This is a genomic window from Rhodanobacter sp. sgz306013 (assembly GCF_057031145.1).
The window spans coordinates 185,846-205,241 of sequence record NZ_JBXCIJ010000001.1 but is presented as its reverse complement, the minus strand read 5'-3'; the positions used below and the strand labels follow the sequence as shown (position 1 = coordinate 205,241).

The following is a 19,396-nucleotide window of genomic DNA, read 5'->3' as shown; positions in this document are numbered from 1 at the left end:
TCCCCCGGAGGGGGAGGGGAAAACTTACGCGGCGCGCGTGGCCGTCACCGGCGGCACGTTGGACGCGCGCCGCGCAGGTACGAACACGGCGCACTGGCCCAGCACCAGCACCGCCACCACGCCGATCAAGGTGTAGATCACCGGCAGGCGATCCATCTGGTAGAGGCGCATCAGCCCCAGGTTGAGTCCGATCGCCATAACGATGCCGATCACCGCGCCGCCCCCCGCGATCAGCAGGTTCTCCAGCTGGAAGTAGTGCAGGATGTCGACCTTGCGAGCGCCCAGCGCGCGGCGCACGCCGATCTGCCGGTGGCGCTGGCCGACCCAGAAGCTGGTGAGGCCCACGATGCCCGCGGCGGTGACACTGAGCAGGACCAGGCAGATCACGCCCATCAGGATCGCCATGCCCACGTCGGCGCGGTAGGCCTCGGCGCGGATGTCGGCGAACGACTTGACGCTGTCGTCGTCGAGCACGCGCAGCGGGTTCACCTGGTACAGCGTGGGTGCCGCCGCGCGCATCGCCGCTTCCAGCTGGCCCGGCTTGGCGCGCACCGCGTAGCGCGAGAAGCCCGCGTTCAGCCGCGTGGGCACCAGGGTGGCGTTCCAGGTGAAGCCGTTGACCCAGGTGCCGGTGGAAGGCACCTGCAGGCGGGCCACCACGCCGACGATGGTGCTGGGCGAGCTGCTGCCGTCGACATAGATCGCCTTGCCCACCGCGCTACCCTGCGGGAACAGCTTGTCCGCCAGCGCCTTGGTGACGATGACGATCGGGCGCGGGGGATTGTCGCGGAAACCCTGGTGCTGTACGTCGCCGGCGTTGAACGCGCGGCCGGCCACCAGCTTCAGGCCCAGCGTGGACATCACCTGCTCGTCGGTGAAGTAGTACGTGGTGCGTATGTTGTCGCCCTTGTCGCTGAACTTCCGGTCCGGCTTGGTCGAAACCGCGCCGTTCCAAGACGAATTGAGCAGCGGCAGCGAGTTGATCGGCGTCACCGAGGCCACGCCGGGCAGGTTGCGCAGCGCGGCGAGGTCCTCCTTCTGCATCGCATCGAGCTTGGCCACGCCGTCGGGTGTGTCGGCGCTGGGCGCGCCCACCCACTGCTGGGTAACCAGGAACAGGTTGCTCTCGTCCAGCCCGGTGGGGCGGTTCACCCGGTCGATACGCTGGCCGATGATGAAGATCGCGTTGCAGACGATCGCCAGGGTCAGCGCGATCTGCAGCGCGATCAGCACCACGCCCGCCTTGTGCTTGCGCAATGCCGCGATCATGGGATGCAGTTTCATAGTGTTGTTCCTTGCGAAATTCGACGGAAGCGCACTAGTTGCTCTTCAGCTGCCACGCGGGCTGCACGCGCGAGGCCCGGTAGGTGGGATACAGGCCGGCGAGCATGGTGGCGGCCACCGCCACCAGCAGGGTCAACACGAGCAGCGAGACGTCCAGTCGCGCCAGCGCGGCGATGTCTTTCGGCATCACCCAGCCCACGCTGGCCACGCCTACGCAGGTAAGCAACAGGCCGAGCACGCCGCCGGCGGCACCGACGATGCCGGCCTCGGTGAGGAACTGCGCGTAGATCGCCTTGCGCGGCGCGCCCAGCGCGCGGCGCACGCCGATCTCCGCGCTGCGGCGCAGGAACTTCGCCAGCAGCAGGCCGATGGTATTGACCAGGCAAACCAGCAGTAGGCCCAGCGCCACCAGCAGCGAGACCTTGGTGTCGCTGGGCACCACGTGCTGGTTGTCCAGCCATGCCGGCAGGTTGCGCAGGCGGTTGTTCGGCGCCCAACCGAAGCGCCCGTTCTGTTGCTGGTCGCGCGCATAGCCCTGCAGGTAGTTGCGGTAGGCCGACACTGCCGAGGCATCGTCCAGTTCGGCCATGAAGGCGATCCACACGCACTCGGAGTGCTGCAGGCCGACGAAGCCGGATTCCTTGGGTATCGCGTTGCAGTTGGTGTTGCCGTCGTTCTGCATGTTCGCCTGGATGGCGGTCTGGAACGGCAGGAACACGTCGTCGGACTGGCTGTTGAAGCCGCCCGAGTTGACCACGTCGTAGAAGCGCGGCTGCGGGTTCCAGTCGTTCAACACGCCCACCACGCGGTAGTCGCGGCCTTCGATGTTGACGCTCTTGCCCACGCTGCTGGCGCCGCCGAACAGCTTCTGGTTGAGCTTGCTGCTGATCACCACCACCTGCGCACGGTTGGCGTCGTCGCTGGCGCTCCAGCCGCTGCCGTACAGAAACGGTACGTCCAGCATCGGGAAGAACTCGCTGTACACCGCGTGGCCGCTGACGTTGATCGGATGCTTGGTGGCCTCCGCCGGCACGATCGACGGCGAAATCTGGTACATCGCGGACTGCAGCTTCGCGCGGTGGTCGCGCATCAGCGCCGTCGCGTCGGCGTAGTCCATCGCGTTCGGCGGATCGCCGTCCGGCTGGCGGCCGTTCGGCCCCCAGTTGTCGACCTGCGGCACGAACAGCTGCGCGGATTTCCACGGGATCGGATCGCCCGACACGGCGCGGAACACCGACCACGAGGTCATCGACGCGGCCACGCCGAAGCCGATCGCCAGCACCATCAGGGCGGTGAGGCCGGGGCTGCGTTTCAGGCTGCGCAATGCCAGATCCAGGTAATAGGCGAACATTTCGTTCTCTCCAGTTGTTTGTCTCCACCCCCTGCTTCCAGGGGGAGGTCGGGAGGGGGTGCTTCCCCGAGATCGAAAGCACCCCACCCCAGCCCTCCCTGCACACAGGGGAGGGAGTAAATGCGTCACACGCTGCGCGTCGCCTCCACCGGCGACACGCGCGACGCGCGCAACGCCGGCGCCAGCACCGCGCCTTGTCCCAGCAGCAGCAGCACGATCACGCCCATGCCCACGTAGCCCAGCGGCATGCGATCCAGCGCGAAGCGGGTCACCGTCCACAGGTTGAAGGCGAACGCCAGCACCACGCCCAGCCCCACGCCCGCCGCGCTGATCAGGAAATTCTCGGTGAGGAAGTAGGCGAGGATGTCGCGCTGCCTGGCGCCCAGCGCGCGCCGCACGCCGATCTGCTTGCGGCGCTGGCCCACCCAGAAGCTGGTGAGGCCCACGATGCCGGCGGCGGTGATCGCCAGCAGCACGGCGCAGATGATGCCCATCAGTATCGCCATGCCACGGTCGCTGTCGTACACCTTGTGACGGATGGTGGCGTAGTCCTGGATGCCGTCCTTGGCGTCGATGATGCGCAGGTGGCTCTGCGCATACAGCGCCTTCGGCGCCTCGCGCATCGCGGCGGCGAGCTGGCCGGGTTTGGCACGGACGATGTAGTAGAGGCCGCGCGAATCGGCCGACCGCAGCGGCCAGATCAGCGACTGCCCGGCATAGGGCTTGTTCCACGGGCTCACGCCCTGGCGGTGCAGCGGATCGACGATGCCGATAATGGTGCTGGGCGTGCTGCCCATCGCGTAGAAGCTCTTGCCCAATGCGTTGCTACCTGGGAACAGCTTGTCGGCCAGCGCCCGGCTCACGATCACCGTGGGCGGGGTGATCGCCTGCTGGGTACCCATCACCATCACTTCGGCGGGACGGAAGTTGCGCCCCGCGACCAGCTTCAGCCCCAGCGTGTCGATGAAGTGCTCGTCGCCCAGGTACACCGCGCTGTCGGTGGTCGGCTGGGTCTGCTCGGGCGCCAGCGTGACGAAGTTGTCCCAGCCGCCGCCCTGCAAGGGGTAGCCGTTGGCCGGCGTGGCATCGCGCACGGCGGGTAGTTGCCGCAGTGCGAGCAGATCGGCCTGCACCTGCGCGTCGACCTGTGCGGTGGGCCATTCGGCCGCCCACTGATTCCTGATGACGAAGACCCTGGCCTCGTCCACGCCGCTGACCTCGGACAGGCTGGCCAGGCGAGCGTGGATGATGAACAGCGCGTTGCACACGATGGCCAGCGTCAACGCAATCTGCAACGTGATCAGCACGGTGCCCGCCTTGTGGCGGCGCAGCGCGGTGAGGATGGGGCGGATCTGGATGCTCATCGTCCTCTCCTCAGCTCGACTTCAACTGCCAGGCCGGCTGCACGTGCGCCGCACGCCAGGCCGGGTAGAACGCAGCCAGCACGGTGGCGACGATGGCCACGACCAGGGTGAGCCCCACCAGCGAGACGTCGAGCTCAGCCAGCTTGGCGATCTGCGGTGGGAACAGCACGCCCACGCCGGACACGCCCAGCGCGGTGAGCAGCAGGCCCAGCACGCCGCCGACCAGGCCTACCGTGGCCGCCTCGACCAGGTATTGGGCGTAGATCTCCTTGCGGGTGGCGCCCAGGGCGCGGCGCACGCCGATCTCGCTCGCACGGCGCATGAATTTCGCCAGCAGCAGGCCAATGGTGTTGACCAGACAGATCAGGAAGAAGCCCAGCGCCACCGCCAGCGAAATCCGGCTCTCGGGTGGCACCACATGCTCGTGGTCCAGCCACTGCGCGACGTCGCGCAGGCGCACGTTGGGCGCCCAGTTGAAGCGGCCAGCATGCTGCTGGTCGGCGGCATAGTGGGTGAGGAAACTGCGATAGTCCGCGACCTCGGCCGGGGTGTCCAGTTCCACCCACGGCGTGATCCACACGCAGTTGCTCTGCGTGTAATCCGTCCAGTTGGTGAAGTTGAGCTGGCCACGGCAGCTGTTGCGGCCGCTGGGATACATCTTCAGGTCCATCGCGCGGGTGAACGGCAGGTAGATGTCCGGCTCATCGGCGAAACCGTTGGTGCTGAACAGGTCGTAGAAGCGCGGGCGAGGGTTCCAGTGACTGGTGACACCCACCACGCGGTAGTCGTGGCCGCCGAGGTCGAGCGTGCGGCCCACGCTGTTCGCGCCGCCGAACACCTTCTGGTTGAGCTCGCTGCTGATGACCACGTCGGCGGCACGCGCCTCGTCGTCCCGCAGGCTCCAGCCGCTGCCATAACGGAACGGCACCTCGAACATGGGGAAGAAATCGCTTCCCACGGCATAGCCGTTGACGGCGATGGGCAGCTCGCGATTGCCGCCCGGCATCACCGACATCAGCACCTGGTACAGCATCGTCTTGCGCTTTGCCTCATGTGCCCGCAGCAGCGCCATCGCGTCGATGTAACTCACCGCTTCCGCCGGTTCGCCCTTGAGGTTCTGCTGCGGGCCCCAGCCGTCGATCTGCGGAATGAACAGCTGCGCCGATTTGTCGGGTATCGGATTGCCCGACACCGCGCGGAACACGGAATACGTGATCATCGACGCGGCCACGCCGAAGCCGATCGCCATCACCATCAGCAAAGTGAGGGCCGGATTACGGCGCAGGCTGCGCAGGCCAAGTTGGAAGTAGTAGGCGAACATCACGTTCCTCTGTCGGTTTTTCCCTCCCCCGGCTTGCCGGGAGAGGAAGCAAAACTCATTGCAGCAAGCTGTTGACCGCTTGCAGGTCATTCATGTCGATCGTCCCGGCGGCCTGCTTGAGCAGCAGCTTGTTGAGCACGAACTGGTGGCGCACCACGGTGTACTCGCTCTGCGTGCTGGCGAGGTACTGGATGGCGAACACCACGTTGGTCAGCGATTGCGTGCCGATGGTGTAGCCCGCCCGCATCGAGGCCACCGTCTTCTGCGCGGCCTGGACCGAATCGCGTGCACTGTCCACCTGCTCGATGCCGTCCACCACCAGGTTGAAGTAGTTGGCGGCATCGCGCGCGGCCTGGCGGCGCTGGGTTTCCAGTACGCCCTGGTCCGCATCGCGCTGGTACAGCGCCTGCTTCACCCGCGCATGCGTGAGCCCGCCGCTGAACAGCGGGATGGTGAGCGTCAGGCCCACCGTGGTGGTGGCCGGTCCGTAAGCGCCGGTGCCCGGCATGGCGCTCGACCACTGGCCGAACTTGTTGTAGCCCACCCCCGCGGTGAGCGTAGGCAGGTGGCCGGCGCGCGCCGCCGTCACCTTGTGCTCGTCGCTGCTCACGGCGTAGCGCGCGGCGAGCACGGTGGGGTTGGTCTTCAGCGCCGCGTCCACCCAGGCCTGCTCGCTGTCCGGCTGCGGCGCCTGCATGGGCAGGTCATCGCGCAGCTTCTTCAACTCGCCGACCGGCTTGCCGGTGATCTGCTGCAGCGCCCGGCGCGCATCCTTGAGGCTGTCCTCCGCGCTGATGCGCTGCGCCTTGATGTACAGGTAGAGCGCCTTCGACTGGCTGACGTCCGCCGCCATCGACAAGCCGTTCTTGAAGCGCGAGGAGGTCTGGTCGTACTCCTGCTTGTAGGCGTCCTCGTAGGCGCGGTCGATATCCAGCAGGTCCTGCGACACCAGCACGTTGAAGTAGGCGTTGGCCACGCGCACGTACAGGTTCTGCAACGCGGCCTGGTAGGTCTGCTCCTGCGCGTCGCGGGCGGCGTGCGCCGCGCGCAGGTTGGCGATGGCGGACAGGTCGATGATCGGCTGGCTGAGGTTGCCGGTGAGGCTGCGGTCGCGCACGTGGCCAGCGCCGCCGGTCTGCACGATGTTGCCGTTGCCGGAGGTGGTCTGGGTGCTCCCGCCGCTGTGGATCTGGTCCATCTCCAGCCCCGCGGACAGCTGCGGCAGCAACGCGGCGCGCGCCACCGGGACGCCCTCGGCCACCAGCAGGCGTTGGGCGTCGGCGGTGGCCAGCACCGGGTCGTTGGCGACGGCCTGGCGGTAGGCGTCCATCAGGTCCTCGCCGTGCCCCGGGAACGGGGCGACGGCGAGCAGGAGCAGCACGGGCAGCAGCTTCACACGCATGGACTGGACTCGCAGTGGGCGGGCATGGGGGCGACGGTTGCGGGAGGCATCAGGCCGGACTGGCGTTGCCGCGCGCCGCAGCCACGCTGTTGTGGAAACGCGGGTCTTCGGCGAGATCCACCACCTGGCCGTCGATGATGTGCACGTTGCGCTGCGCGCGTGCGGCCAGCTCGGGGTCGTGGGTGACCATCACGATGGTGGCGCCTTCGCGGTGGATCTCCTCCAGCAGCTCCAGCACGCCCCGGGCCATCTGCGTGTCCAGGTTGCCGGTGGGTTCGTCGGCGAGCAGCAGGCGGGGGCTGCCGGCCAGCGCGCGGGCGATCGCCACGCGCTGCTGCTGGCCGCCGGAGAGTTCGGCGGGGTAGTGCTTGTAGCGCGAGGCGAGGCCCACCCGCTCCAGCGCGTCCATGATGCGCTGCTTGCGCTCCGGCGCCTTCATGCCGCGGTAGCGCAGCGGCACTTCCACGTTGTCGAACACGTTGAGGTCCGGGATCAGGTTGAACGCCTGGAAGATGAAGCCGATCTTCTCGTTGCGGATCTTCGAGCGCGCGTTGTCGTTGAGGTTGCTCACCTCGATGCCGTCGAGGTGGTATTCGCCGCCGGTGAAGGTTTCCAGCAGGCCGGCGATGGTGAGGAAGGTGGTCTTGCCCGAGCCGGACGGACCGGTGACGGCGACGAACTCGCCCTCCTTCACGTCGATGTTGAAATCGCGCAGCGCGTAGGTCTCCACCACTTCGGTGCGGTAGACCTTGGACAGGTGGGTCATCTTCAGCATGGTTCACGTTCCTCGGTGGTGGTGGATGGTGCTTTGAAGTCCCTCTCCTTTCGGGAGAGGGGCGGTGACCTCGGGCCGGGATTCATCCCGGCGTGTCGCGGGGTGTCGGTGTGCATTGGGATCGCGCGGAGAAGAAGACCTCAGCGGGCAATCGCCACACGCTGCGCACCCTTGAAGTTGTCGGTGCCGGAGATCACGATGCGGTCGCCTTCCTTCAGGCCCTGCAGGATCTCCACCTTGTCGATGCTGGAGACACCCACGCGGATCGGCGTCTTGGTGGCGATGTCGTCCTTGACGACGTAGGCGTAGCTGCCGCCGGACTCGTCGACGAAGGAGCCGCGCTGCACGGTGAGCACGTTGTCGCGCTTGTCGAGCAGGATGCGCACGGACAGGCGCTGGTTCTGCCGCAGCTGCTTCGGCGTGCTGCCTTCGAAGCGCACGCGGGCGGCCACTTCGCCGTTCACCACTTCAGGCGAGATCGCGCTGACCAGGCCCTTCCAGGTATTGCCGTTGCCGCTGATCTCGCCGGTCATGCCGATCGCCAGGTCGCGGGCGAAGCTCTCGGGCACCTTCACCTCCACTTCCAGCGCGGTGAGGTCGATCACGCTGAGCAGCTGGGCGTCCTTGGCCACGGTGGCCACCGGCGCGATGAAGAGCTGGCCGACCTGGCCGTCCACCGGCGACTTCACGTTGAGGTCGTCCACCTGGCGCTGCAGGTCCTGCACCACCAGCATCTGGTTGTCGTGGGCCAGCTTCTTCGCCTGGATGTTGAAGTTCAGGCTGTCGTTGCTCATGCCGAGATCGTCCTTGGCGTGCGCCAGGGTGATCTTCGCCTTCTCCAGGTCGTCCTTGGCCTTGTCGACCGCCACCCCGGTAGAGGCACCGGCGGCGTAGGCCTTCTGCTCGCGGTCGAGGTTGTTGGCGGCGCTCTTGGCGTCGATCTGGGCGTCGTCGTAGGCCTTCTGCAGGGCGCCGCGCTTGGTGCGCGCATCCACCTGCGCCTGCAGGTAGTCCACCTTCATCGCGTCGGCCTTGGACTGCTCCTGCGCCAGCTTGTTGCGCAGCTCGGGGCTGTCGATCACCGCCAGCACCTGGCCCTTCTTCACCGCGTCGCCGGCGCGCACCTTCAGCACCGCCGCGCCACCGTAGGTGGCGTAGAGCGTGGGGCTGTTCGCGGCCACCACCTTGCCTTCGGCGGCGATGTCGCGCACGAACGGCCCGCGCTCGACGGTGGCGAAGGCCAGCCGCGACGCGCTCACCGAGGCGTCGGCCGAGAACAGGCGGAGGATGCCGGGCATGGCCAGTGCCAGCACCACCAGCAGGGCGACGCCGCCACCGATGAAGAGCAGGCGGCGCTTGCGGTTGGGCTTGGCTACGACCAGGCGGTCTTGTGCGGAAGTGTCGCGGATCATCGAGCGTTCCCCGGCCGCGGACAGTGCGGCCCTGCCCTCTGCTCAGCAATCGGCGTGCCAACCCGATGCCAGGAAAAAACAAGCGGCATTTCCGTGAGTTGCAATCAACCCATCAAGAAAGGCTGGTGTCCGCGGACAGTGCGCGGACAGCGGACAGGCGGCTGCAGGGGCGCACATGAAAAACCCCGGCGGGTGCCGGGGCTTTCGGTTGGCTGCGGGTCGAGCAACAGCCGGTACTGATGCCGGGAAAGTGCTTTCCTGCACTTTCCCGGCTCGCTGCACCCGGACTTCGTCCGGGCTCCGCTCCGCCAGTCGAGCCCAAGCGCTCGACTGGCGGAGCGAGCCATCCGTGGCTCGCCCTGATCTGACGGCCGGAAGGCCGTAAGATCAGAAATCCTGCTTGAAGCGGATGCCGAACGTGCGCGGCTGGCTGACGCCGGTGTAGACCTGCCCGTTCGGATACTGCGGTACCACCCCGTGCGCACCGCACATCGTCACCCCGCACTCGGTGAACTTGTACAGCACGGCGCGCTCGTCGAAGGCGTTGTCGACGTAGGCGTCCAGCGACCAGCTGCCTTTCTGGAAACCGGCGGACAGGTCGACCGTGTTGTACGCGGGCAGGTCGCCCAGCAGGCTGCGCTCCTTGAGGCGCAGGTCGGTGGTGCGCCGGCCCACGTGCACGAGCGCCGCCTGCACGAAGCCTTCGTTCTCGCCGATGTCGAAGGTGTAGCGGGCCACCAGGTTGCCCTTGAAACGGGGCGTGATCGGCAGCTGGGTGCCGTTCGGCGCCTGCGGCCCGCTGACCACCGAGCCGTCGGAGGGGTTGATCGAGCCGGCGGGGCAATACGTGACCGGATTGCCGTCGGTGCCGGTGAATCCGCAGTAGTTGGCGGTCAGCTTGGCGTCGTAGAACGCGACACCCGCGCTGAGGTTGAGGTTGTAGGTGGCCTGCCAGACCAGCTGCGACTCCAGGCCGTTGATGCGCGCGGAGTTCGCGTTCTTGATGATGGTGAGTCCGTTCGGCCCGAGGATGTTGAACTGGAAGTCGTTCCAGTTCTCGCGGAACACCGCGCCGTTGAACGACAAACGGTTGCCGAACCAGGAAGTCTTCCAGCCCAGCTCCAGGTTGGTCAGGTAATCCGCCTGGTAGGGCGGCAGCGCGCCGGCACGGTTGACGCCACCCGGGCGGTAGCCTTCGGAGCGGGTAGCGTAGACCATCGCGGTGGGCGAGATGTTCCAGGTGAGATTGAACTTGCCCAGCGAGCCGCTCTGCTTCACCTGCTTGTTGAAATCCAGGCAGGGGGCGCCGAGGAACGGCTGGTTCGAGATGCAGCCCGCCTCGCCGTAGGTCGAGTTCGGCGAGAAGCCCTTGCTGAATCCGTAATAGCCGTACAGCTGGTTCTCGCTGCGGAAATAGCGCCCGCCCACGGTGGCGGTGAGCGTGTCGGGAATGATGTCGTACGACAGCTCGCCGAACACGGCCTTGTCGTAGTCGTAGCGCATCTGCCGGGTCAGCCAGATCGTGTTGGGCCAGCCGGTGACCGACAGGTCGGTGGCCAGGTTGGCGATCTGGTAGTCCTGCATGATGTCGTGCTTCTGCTTCTGCCAGAACACGCCGGCGACCAGCCGCAGGCGGTCCTCGCTGGGCGACACGATGCGCAGCTCGTGGCTGTCGTTGGCGTAGTGGTCGCGGTCGCTGATGAACTCGGACGGATTGATCAGGGCGCCGCTGTTGTCGTGGATATAGGCGCCGTAGGAAAGCAGGGTGTCGTACCAGAACGAGTAGTCGTTGTAGTCGGTCTGCTCTTCCTGGTTGCGCCGGAGATGCGAGTAGTTGTAGGTGAGGTCGAAGTTGCCGATCTTGCCCTGCACGGTCAGCGCGCCCTGCCACCAGCGGTCGTCGACACGCTCGGGGTAGAAGTGGGTGACCGCGAGGTCGCCGATGGCGGGATCGCTGGCGAAGCTGCCGTGCGTGATCGTCTGCTGGCCCATGATGGTCGGGCTGATCGACCAGTCGTCGTTGAGGTCGACCTTCAGCGCGGCGCGGGCACCTTGCGTGTTGGCGTCGTTGTAGTGATTGCGGGCATGCCCGTGACATTCCAGCATGGGGCCTGGCGTGCAGTTGTCGGCATTGCTGATGGTGATGCCGGACACCGGGAAGGTGCGCGTGCCGGCCTTGTTGTCGATGTAGCCGGCGTCGTGCTCGCGCCAGCCCACGATGCGCACCGCGGCGGCCGGACTGAGCGGAATGTTGAGCATGGCGTCGCCGGTATAGCCCACGCCGCCATGCGACACCTTGTCGACGCCGAGCTGGTAGCTCGCCGCGAAACGGCTGGGGTCCGGCTTGTTGGTGATGATGCGCAGCGCGCCCGCCTCGGCGCTGGCGCCGTACAGCGACCCCTGCGGCCCGGCCAGCACCTCGATGCGGGCGATGTCGTACATGTGGATGTCGAGCGGGCCCTGGATCGTGGTGACCGGCTGGTCGTCGAGGTAGACGCCCACGCTGGGCTGCGAGCCAGAGTGGTTGGTATTGCCGCCGCTGGCCACGCCGCGCATGTAGATGGTGGCGAAGCCCGGGCCGGTGGCGATGCCGCCGCCGCCCTGCTGGAAGGTGACGCTGGGCAGGTACTTCACGTAGTCGTTGAAGTTCTGCACGTGCAGCGCATCGAGCTGGTCGTTCTCCAGCACGTTGATGCTGATCGGCACTTTCTGCAGGTTCTCGGTGCGCTTCTGCGCGGTCACGTTCACCACCCCCAGCGTGGTGGTCTTCGGCTTCGTCGCCGGCGCCGAGGCAGGCGTCGCGGCCTGTCCCGCATCCTGCGCCAGCGCCGGTGCGGCGATGGCCAGGCAGATCGCCGCCGCCAGCGGCAACCTGGCCAGTCCCGTCCGCGGTGTCCGCGTGATCCGTTTCAACCTATTCGTGTGCATACACCCTCCCCAGGCTAGTCCACGACCATTGATCGCCATCGAACCGCTATTCCCCTCCCGGCGCGCCTGACCAGCTCGCCAGCACCGGCCCCAGCGCCGATGCCAGCGGCTCCAGCCACGCCGCGTAATGCCGCCAGTGATCCAGCCCCTCGCGATAGATCGGCTGGCGCACCTGTTCCGAACTGGCCGTGCGCACCGGCCGCGTGTTCTCGAAGAAGCGCAGGCACGCCGCTTCGAACGGCAGTCCGCAATAGTCGAGCAGCCGGCGCACCTCGCCCTCGGTGTCCTCGATCATGCGCTCGTACACCACGCGGTGGATGCGTCCCGGCAGCACGTCGTCGAAATGCGCCATCAGCGCCACGTAGTCGCGGTAGTAGCGGCCGATGTCCTCCAGCCCATAGCTGAAGCCCTGGCCGCGCGCGAAATGCTGCTTGAAGACCGAGAAGCCGCAGGCCAGCGGATGCCGCCGCGCATCGATGATCTTCGCGTTCGGCAGCATCAGGTGGATCAGGCCGACGTGCATGAAGTTGTTCGGCATCTTGTCGATGAACAGCGGCGCCGCGGTCTTGCGCTGGATGCGGGTATGCGCGAGGTAGCGCTCGCCCAGCGCGCGCAGCGCGTCGGGATCGAGCGCGGCCAGCGCGGCGTGGTAGGGCATCGCGCCATCGGCATCGCCCTGCCCGCGCAGCAGTCGGGCGATCGAGGTGACCTCGGGCAGCTCCATCGTGCCCTCGACCCGGCTGTGGCTGGACAGGATCTGCTCGATCAGGGTGGAGCCGGCGCGCGGCAGGCCCACCACGAAGATGGGATCCGGCGCCGGGCTGCCGGCGCCCGCGCGCGCCGCGAAGAACTCGCGCGTGTAGTGGGCGCGGATGTGTTGCACGCGCGCACTGGTATCGTCGGCGACATAGCCCAGTTGGGCATGGCGGATCGCGTTGCCCTGCGCGTAATGGCGAAACGAGGGTTCGTACTCGCCGGCATCCTCCAGCGCCTTGCCGACGGCGAACTCCAGGTGCAGGCGGTCGTCCTCGCCCAGGTCCTTCCGCGCCAGCTGCCCGCGCATCGCGGCCAGCTCGTCGGCGCCGAAGCGGAAGGTCTTGAGGTTGGCCAGGCTCCACCAGACCTCGCCGAACGACGGCTCGAGCTCCAGGCTGCGGCGATACGCGGCGATGGCGCGCCCGGCGTGCCCGGCGGTCTTCAGCGCATGGCCCTGGCTCACCCACAGTTTCGGATTGTCCGGGTACCGCTCCAGCAGCGCGGCGTAGATGCCGATCGCCTGCTCGTAGTCGCCCGTGCGACACAGCACCGCCGCCTTGAGATTGAGGCTGCTGACATCCCCCGGATCGGCCGCCAGCAGGCGCGCGATCTCGGCCAGTGCCTGTTCTGGCCGATTGCCGCGGTGCAGGAGCAGCGCGTAATTGCGGCGCGCCTCCTGGAAACCCGGGGCCAGTTCCAGGCAACGTTCGAGCAGGTGCAGGGCATCCTCGTTGCGCCCCAGCCGCGCGGCGACCTCGGCGAACATGCGGATCGCCGCCACGTCGGTGGGCGCCTGCTTCAGCTGTTCGCGCAGGCGCGCCTCGGCCTCGGGAATGCGGTTCCCGGCCAGGGCGACGGCGGCGGCCATCAGCTGCGGATCGCGGGTGGAATGGCGCACGTGGCTGACGTAGGCCGCGTCGGCCGCCGCCGGTTCGCCTGCCGCCAGCAGGTTGTCGCCGAGCGCGCGCCAGGCCTGCGGCAGGTCGGGCTGCAGCGCCACCGCGCGGCGCAACACCTCGACGGCCTCCGGCGCGCGCCCGCTGCGGCCCAGGGCCAGCCCCAGCTCGAATTGGACCGCCGCGGCGTTCGGCTGCGCCCGCACCAGCGGCACCAGGATGGCCAGCGCGCCGGGCAGGTCGTCCAGCCGCGAGCGCGCCGCCGCCAGCAGCCGCAAGGCATGCGGATGGCCGGGAACCGCCTGCAGGATCTCGGCCAGCTGTTCGGCCGCCAGCGCCGGATCGCGCTCCAGCAACCGCATGGCGTGGCTCAGCGCCTGCTCCAGCGTGCCGGTGACGGCGGCCTCCGTCATGCGCCGGCCCGCCACGACGGCACGGCCACCATCCGCGAAACGATTTCCGCACGGCACGACAGGAACACGGCGCGTGGCATGGGCGACGGCAGCTCCTCACGAGGTTCCCGGCAATCTAGCACCCGGATCCGGCCGGCAGATAGTGGTGCGGCGACGGTGGACACGCTCGCCGGGATCGGACATACACTGCCGGAAACGCGCGGAGTACGGATGCCGCCGGAAACGGCGGCCCGCCGCGCCCACGCCACCCGGGGACCGAAACCGTCATGCCAGCCGACACCCGCGTCGAGGAACTCAACCGCGCACACGCGCTGGCGGCACGCTACTACTCCGGCGACGCGATGCTGGCGATGGAGCAGCGCGCAGTGTTCGCGCGCAGCTGGCAGCTGGTGGCCCACCAGGGCCAGCTGGCCGAGCCGGGCGACCACGTGGTCGAGCAGGTCGCTGGCGTGCCCGTGCTGCTGGTGCGCGGGCAGGACGGCGTGCTGCGCGCCTTCCCCAACGTCTGCCGCCATCGCGCCGGGCCGCTGGCGCTGTGCGACGGCAAGGGCCTCCGCGCCCTGCACTGCAAGTACCACGGCTGGACGTACACGCTGGAAGGCCAGCTGCGCAGCGCGCCGGAGATGCAGGACGCCTGCGATTTCCACGTCGGGGACATCCGCCTGCCGCCGCTGCGCGTGCACGAATGGCAGGGCCTGGTGTTCCTGGCGCTCGATCCGGAAGTGCCGGCTTTCGACGAAGTCTACGGCGGCATCGCCGAGCGCATCGCGCCGATCGACCTGGCGGCGATGCGCTACCTGCGTCGCGACACCTACGACATCGCCTGCAACTGGAAGGTCTACGTCGACAACTTCCTCGAGGGCTACCACCTGCCGCACGTGCATCCCGGCCTGTCCCGCGTGCTCGACTACCGCGCCTACGACACCGAGCTGTTGCCGTGGCATTCGCTGCAATCCTCGCCGCTGCGCAACAGCGACGCGATCTACGGCACGGGCCAGGCGTACTACTACTTCGTCTACCCCAACGTGATGCTCAACATCATGCCGGGGCGGTTGCAGACCAACCGCATCCTGCCGCTGGGGCCCGGCCGCTGCCGGGTGGTGTTCGACTACTACTACGCGCAGGACGAGGGCGCGCAGGCGCGCATCGCCGCCGACCAGGGTTTCAGCGACGAGGTGCAGCACGAGGACATCGCGATCTGCGAGGCGGTGCAGAAGGGCCTGGCCTCCGGCCACTACGTGCCCGGCCGCCTGAACCCGAAGCGCGAGAGCGGCGTCTGGCATTTCCAGAACCTGCTGCGCGCGGCCTACGCCGGCCCCGCCGGGGAGTCCGCGTGAGCCTGCCGCCGGCCGCCCGCCCGGCCGCCGCGCCGGAACCCGCAGCCGACCCTGCGCGCGGCAGCCAGCGCATCGGCTTCTGGACTTGCACGGCCCTCGTGATCGGCAACGTGATCGGCATGGGCATCTTCGTGCTGCCCGCCTCGCTGGCGCCCTACGGCTTCAATGCACTGATCGGCTGGGTCGTCGTGCTGGCCGGCTGCCTGGTGCTGGCCCGCGTGTTGTCGCAGCTGGCCCGTGCCCTGCCCGAGGTCGGCGGACCCTATGGCTACATCAACCACACGCTGGGTGGGACGACGGCCTACCTCGCGTTGTGGGCGTACTGGGTGTCGGTGTGGCTCACCAATTCCGCGCTGGCGACCGGCGTGGTCGGCTACCTGGTGGTGGTGTTCCCGCCGCTGGGCGCGCTGCCGCCGATGTGGTTCGCCCAGGCCCTGCTGTGGACGATGGTGGCGGTCAACCTGTGCGGCGTGCGCAGCAGCGGCAGCGTGCAGATCGCCACCACGGCGCTGAAGCTGTTGCCGATGCTGGCGATCGCGTTGCTGGGCGGCTGGCTGCTGCTGACCTCGCCGGCCAGCTACACCGCCCACCTTCCGCCCACGCCGATCAGCCTGGGCAGCGTGACTGCTGCCTCCACCATCGCCTTGTTCGCGATGATCGGCGTCGAGTCGGCCAGCGTGCCGGCGGCGCGCGTGGACGACCCCGCGCGCACCATCCCGCGCGCCACCATGGCCGGCACCGTGCTCACCGCGGCCATCTACATCGCGGTCTCGGCCGTGCCGCTGCTGCTGATCCGGCAGCAGGAGCTGGCCACCACGAGCGCGCCGTTCGCGCTGCTGATGGACCGCTATGCCGCCGCGGGTTCCGGGCGCTGGCTGGCGCTTTTCGTGGCGATCAGCGGACTGGGCGCGCTCAACGGCTGGACCCTGCTGGTAGGGGAGCTGACCCGCACGATGGCCGGCAACGGCGTGCTGCCGGCGGTGCTCGCGCGCGGCAACCGCCAGGGCACGCCGGTGGTGGCGCTGCTGGTCAGCGGCGTGCTGGCCGCGGGGATGATCGCGCTGAGCTACAGCAAGTCGCTGGTGTCGGCCTTCACCTTCCTCACCCGGGTGGGAACGGCCGCCAGCCTGCCGCTCTACCTGTGCTGCGGGCTGGCGCTGGCCGTGCTGTGGCGCCGTGGCCACACCGCCTGCAGCACGCGGCGGAGCATGATCGTCGCGGCCGCTTGCGTGCTGTTCGTGGCGTTCGCCTTCGTCGGTACCGGCCGCGAGCCCTTCCTGTACGCGCTGGGGCTGGTCGCGGCAGGCCTGCCGCTGTACTTCCTGATGCGCCTGTGGCGCCGCGGCGATCCAGCCGCCGGGGTGCCGCTGCCATGAGGGATCCGCGCTACGACCCGCTGTTCCAGCCTCTGCAGATCGGCCCGGTCACCGCGAAGAACCGCTTCTTCCAGGTGCCGCACTGCAACGGCATGGGCCACGCGATGCCGCTGGCGCACGCGGCGATGCGCGAGACCAAGGCCGAGGGCGGCTGGGCGGTGGTCTCCACCGAGGAATGCGAGATCCACCCCAGCGGCGACCTCACGCCCTACGTGGAGGCGCGGCTGTGGGACGACCGCGATATCCCCGCGCTGGCGCTGATGTGCGACAAGGTGCACGCGCACGGCGCACTGGCCGCGCTGGAACTGACCCACAACGGCCCCACCGCGTCGAACCTGTATTCGCGCGAGGTGCTGATCGCACCTTCGCCGCAACCTGCCAAGTACGGCTACCCGCACCAGGCGCGTGCGATGACGCTGCACGACATCCGCGAATACCGCCGCTGGCACCGCGAGGCGGCGATCCGCGGCAAGCGCGCCGGCATGGACATCATCTACGTCTACGCCGCGCACGACCTGTCGTTGCCGATGCATTTCCTGCAGCGCCGGCGCAACCAGCGCAGCGACGCCTACGGCGGCCCGCTGGAGAACCGCGTGCGCCTGCTGCGCGAGGTGCTCGAGGACACCCGGGACGCGGTGGGCGACACCTGCGCGGTGGCCTTGCGCTTCGCCGTCGAGGAAGGGCTCGGCCCCGGCGGCGTGGAGCTGGCCGAGGCACAGGACATCGTGGGGCTGCTGGCCGAGCTGCCCGACCTGTGGGACGTGAACCTCGCCGCCTGGTACAACGACTCGGTACCCTCGCGCTTCGCCGCCGAGGGTGCGCAGGAACCGTTCATCGCCTTCGTCAAGAAGACCACCAGCAAGCCGGTGGTGGGCGTCGGCCGCTTCACTTCGCCCGACACCATGGTGTCGCAGCTCAGGCGCGGCGTGCTGGACCTGATCGGCTGTGCGCGTCCGTCGATCGCCGACCCGTTCCTGCCGAAGAAGATCGAGGAAGGCCGCGCCGACGACATCCGCGAGTGCATCGGCTGCAACGTCTGCGTCTCCGGCGACATGACCATCTCGCCGATCCGCTGCACGCAGAACCCCACCATGGGCGAGGAATGGCGCAAGCGCTGGCACCCGGAACGCATCGCGCCGGCGCGCACGCCGGCACGCGTGCTGGTGGTTGGCGCCGGTCCGGCCGGGCTGGAAGCCGCCCGCGCACTGGGCCAGCGCGGCCACGAGGTGAGCCTGGCCGAGGCACGCAGGGAGCTCGGCGGTCGCGTCACCCGCGAGGCGCGCCTGCCCGGCCTGGCGGAATGGGCCCGCGTGCGCGACTGGCGCGTGGGGCAGATCCGCAAATTGGCGAACGTGGCCGTCTATCTCGACTCGGCGCTCGGTGCGCAGGACATGCTCGACTTCGGCGCGGAACACGTGGTGGTCGCCACCGGCTGCCACTGGCGCCGCGACGGCATCGGCCGCAGCCACGGCTTCGCCATCCCGGGCTTCGCCGGCAACACGCGGGTCCATACACCCGACGACCTGATGGACGGCCGCCTGCCGCAAGGTCGCGTGGTGGTGTACGACGATGACGGCTACTACCACGCCGGCATTGCCGCCGAACTGCTGCGCCTGCACGGCTGCGAGGTGATCCACCTCACGCCCGAGGACAGCCTGGCACCGTGGACGCTGAACACGCTCGATTACCGGCATGTGCGCAAGCGGATGGCCGCGCTCGGCATCGAGGCGATGGTGTCGCACGACATCGTCGGCTACGACGGTGGCACGCTCACGGTCGAGGACGTGTGGACCCATCGGCAGCGCGAACTCGCCTGTGACGCGGTGGTCACCGTCACCGCCCGCCTGCCCGACGACGCGCCGTACCAGGAACTGTGCCGCCGCGAGACGGAATGGGCGGAGGCCGGCATCCACAGCGTGCGCTGCATCGGCGACGCCGAGGCGCCGGGCCTGATCGCCCACGCGGTCTACGCCGGCCACCGCTACGCCCGTGAACTGCAGGAACCCGCCGTCGGCGAAGTCGCGTTCAAGCGGCATTTCCACACCGCCGACGCCGACGACCTGCGGCGCCCGCGCGGCTAGCTGTCCAGCACCAGCCCCTAGGCCCGCGCAATGGCGCGCGCGATCCCGCCGCCCAGCGCGGAAACCCGCGCCGCGGGCTGCGCGTCCAGCACGTCCAGTCCGGCCAGCCGCCGGCAGCGGAACTCCAGCAGCCGCGCGACGGCGATGCTCCCGTCGCCGGCCCGCGGTCCCTGCGCGACCCGCGCCGGCACGGCCGTCGCCAGCAACGCGTCCCAGCCGAGGTAGTCGCTGTCCGGCAACAAGTGCAGGCGGGCGCACAGGTGGCCGTCGATCGCCCGGCATTCCAGCCATTCGTGCGGGCCGTCGCTGCCGATCGCACAGGCGGCCACCAGCCAACGTACGCACAACAGCGGCGCCAATTCGCGGTGCCCCACCAGCAGGCCGGTGGCTGCATCGGTCAGCGCCGCCGCCGCACATGGCAGGTACAGCACCGGTCCCGCGGCCGGCAGCCGACGCGCCAGCAACCGCGGCGTGATCCGCAGCCAGCGGTACTCCACGTCGACTCGGCCGGCCCACGGACAGAGGGAGAGGACATGGGTAGCCAGCCAACCGGACATCTCGATCTCCGTCGGGATTCGGCTGGCCGTGCCTCGTCCATGGCGCAGCACCGTGCTGGCGGGTGGGTAGGGGCGCTCCGGGCCGTTCGCACGGAGCGGTGCCGGGGATGCTCTGGCCAGATCTGCGCAGGCGGGATGATGTC

13 protein-coding genes are annotated in these 19,396 nt (G+C 68.6%); 3 read left to right on the top strand and 10 right to left on the bottom strand.

All coding sequences use genetic code 11. The features are described 5' to 3' along the window. Positions 1-24: 24 nt before the first annotated feature. The 9 genes from AC2EWF_RS00990 to AC2EWF_RS00950 form a co-directional block, all read right to left on the bottom strand. Positions 25-1,284: an ABC transporter permease gene (locus tag AC2EWF_RS00990; RefSeq protein WP_483637488.1), complete on the bottom strand. Its 1,260-nt coding sequence runs from the start codon at positions 1,282-1,284 to the stop codon at positions 25-27. 34 nt (positions 1,285-1,318) lie between these two features. Next, positions 1,319-2,635 (bottom strand): ABC transporter permease, encoded by a 1,317-nt coding sequence (locus AC2EWF_RS00985; RefSeq protein WP_483637487.1) that lies wholly within the window; start codon positions 2,633-2,635, stop codon positions 1,319-1,321. Positions 2,636-2,760: 125 nt separating this feature from the next. After that, positions 2,761-3,999, bottom strand: a complete 1,239-nt coding sequence (locus tag AC2EWF_RS00980; RefSeq protein ID WP_483637486.1) for an ABC transporter permease — start codon at positions 3,997-3,999, stop codon at positions 2,761-2,763. Between the two features lie 10 nt (positions 4,000-4,009). Then, positions 4,010-5,320, bottom strand: a complete 1,311-nt coding sequence (locus tag AC2EWF_RS00975) for an ABC transporter permease (RefSeq protein ID WP_483637485.1) — start codon at positions 5,318-5,320, stop codon at positions 4,010-4,012. Between the two features lie 55 nt (positions 5,321-5,375). Beyond that, entirely contained in the window at positions 5,376-6,722 is a 1,347-nt protein-coding gene (locus AC2EWF_RS00970) for a TolC family outer membrane protein (RefSeq protein WP_483637484.1), read from the bottom strand. A gap of 49 nt (positions 6,723-6,771) precedes the next feature. Further along, entirely contained in the window at positions 6,772-7,497 is a 726-nt protein-coding gene (locus AC2EWF_RS00965) for an ABC transporter ATP-binding protein (protein ID WP_426662665.1), read from the bottom strand. A gap of 140 nt (positions 7,498-7,637) precedes the next feature. Continuing rightward, a complete protein-coding gene (locus tag AC2EWF_RS00960; RefSeq protein WP_483637483.1) occupies positions 7,638-8,909 on the bottom strand; it encodes an efflux RND transporter periplasmic adaptor subunit in 1,272 nt (423 codons plus the stop codon). A 387-nt stretch (positions 8,910-9,296) separates the two neighbouring features. Further along, a complete protein-coding gene (locus AC2EWF_RS00955) occupies positions 9,297-11,837 on the bottom strand; it encodes a TonB-dependent receptor (RefSeq protein ID WP_483637482.1) in 2,541 nt (846 codons plus the stop codon). Between the two features lie 46 nt (positions 11,838-11,883). Beyond that, positions 11,884-13,902, bottom strand: a complete 2,019-nt coding sequence (locus tag AC2EWF_RS00950; protein ID WP_483637481.1) for a tetratricopeptide repeat-containing sulfotransferase family protein — start codon at positions 13,900-13,902, stop codon at positions 11,884-11,886. 266 nt (positions 13,903-14,168) lie between these two features. On the opposite strand from AC2EWF_RS00950, the gene AC2EWF_RS00945 reads away from it, so the two are divergent. From AC2EWF_RS00945 to AC2EWF_RS00935, 3 genes are read left to right on the top strand one after another with little or no spacing between them, the layout of a single operon-like run. Next, entirely contained in the window at positions 14,169-15,239 is a 1,071-nt protein-coding gene (locus tag AC2EWF_RS00945; RefSeq protein ID WP_483637480.1) for an aromatic ring-hydroxylating oxygenase subunit alpha, read from the top strand. Beyond that, complete coding sequence (locus tag AC2EWF_RS00940; protein ID WP_483637479.1) at positions 15,236-16,615, top strand: APC family permease; 1,380 nt, start codon at positions 15,236-15,238, stop codon at positions 16,613-16,615. The genes AC2EWF_RS00945 and AC2EWF_RS00940 overlap by 4 nt, the downstream gene beginning before the upstream one ends. Next, positions 16,612-18,696, top strand: coding sequence for an oxidoreductase (locus tag AC2EWF_RS00935; RefSeq protein WP_483637478.1), 2,085 nt, complete (start codon positions 16,612-16,614; stop codon positions 18,694-18,696). Before AC2EWF_RS00940 ends, AC2EWF_RS00935 begins: the two co-directional genes overlap by 4 nt. Positions 18,697-18,713: 17 nt before the next feature. On the opposite strand, the gene AC2EWF_RS00930 is transcribed toward AC2EWF_RS00935, so the two are convergent. Further along, on the bottom strand, positions 18,714-19,253 hold the full coding sequence (locus AC2EWF_RS00930) for a hypothetical protein (RefSeq protein ID WP_483637477.1): 540 nt from the start codon (positions 19,251-19,253) through the stop codon (positions 18,714-18,716). Positions 19,254-19,396: the final 143 nt, after the last annotated feature.

Excerpts from the sequence above, each read along its gene's own strand:
- AC2EWF_RS00985 (WP_483637487.1), bottom strand. The coding sequence starts at position 2,635 with ATGTTCGCCTATTACCTGGATCTGGCATTGCGCAGCCTGAAACGCAGC.
- AC2EWF_RS00970 (WP_483637484.1), bottom strand. The coding sequence starts at position 6,722 with ATGCGTGTGAAGCTGCTGCCCGTGCTGCTCCTGCTCGCCGTCGCCCCG.
- AC2EWF_RS00980 (WP_483637486.1), bottom strand. The coding sequence starts at position 3,999 with ATGAGCATCCAGATCCGCCCCATCCTCACCGCGCTGCGCCGCCACAAG.
- AC2EWF_RS00930 (WP_483637477.1), bottom strand. The coding sequence starts at position 19,253 with ATGTCCGGTTGGCTGGCTACCCATGTCCTCTCCCTCTGTCCGTGGGCC.
- AC2EWF_RS00990 (WP_483637488.1), bottom strand. The coding sequence starts at position 1,284 with ATGAAACTGCATCCCATGATCGCGGCATTGCGCAAGCACAAGGCGGGC.
- AC2EWF_RS00955 (WP_483637482.1), bottom strand. The coding sequence starts at position 11,837 with ATGCACACGAATAGGTTGAAACGGATCACGCGGACACCGCGGACGGGA.
- AC2EWF_RS00935 (WP_483637478.1), top strand. The coding sequence starts at position 16,612 with ATGAGGGATCCGCGCTACGACCCGCTGTTCCAGCCTCTGCAGATCGGC.
- AC2EWF_RS00945 (WP_483637480.1), top strand. The coding sequence starts at position 14,169 with ATGCCAGCCGACACCCGCGTCGAGGAACTCAACCGCGCACACGCGCTG.
- AC2EWF_RS00950 (WP_483637481.1), bottom strand. The coding sequence starts at position 13,902 with ATGACGGAGGCCGCCGTCACCGGCACGCTGGAGCAGGCGCTGAGCCAC.
- AC2EWF_RS00960 (WP_483637483.1), bottom strand. The coding sequence starts at position 8,909 with ATGATCCGCGACACTTCCGCACAAGACCGCCTGGTCGTAGCCAAGCCC.
- AC2EWF_RS00975 (WP_483637485.1), bottom strand. The coding sequence starts at position 5,320 with ATGTTCGCCTACTACTTCCAACTTGGCCTGCGCAGCCTGCGCCGTAAT.
- AC2EWF_RS00965 (WP_426662665.1), bottom strand. The coding sequence starts at position 7,497 with ATGCTGAAGATGACCCACCTGTCCAAGGTCTACCGCACCGAAGTGGTG.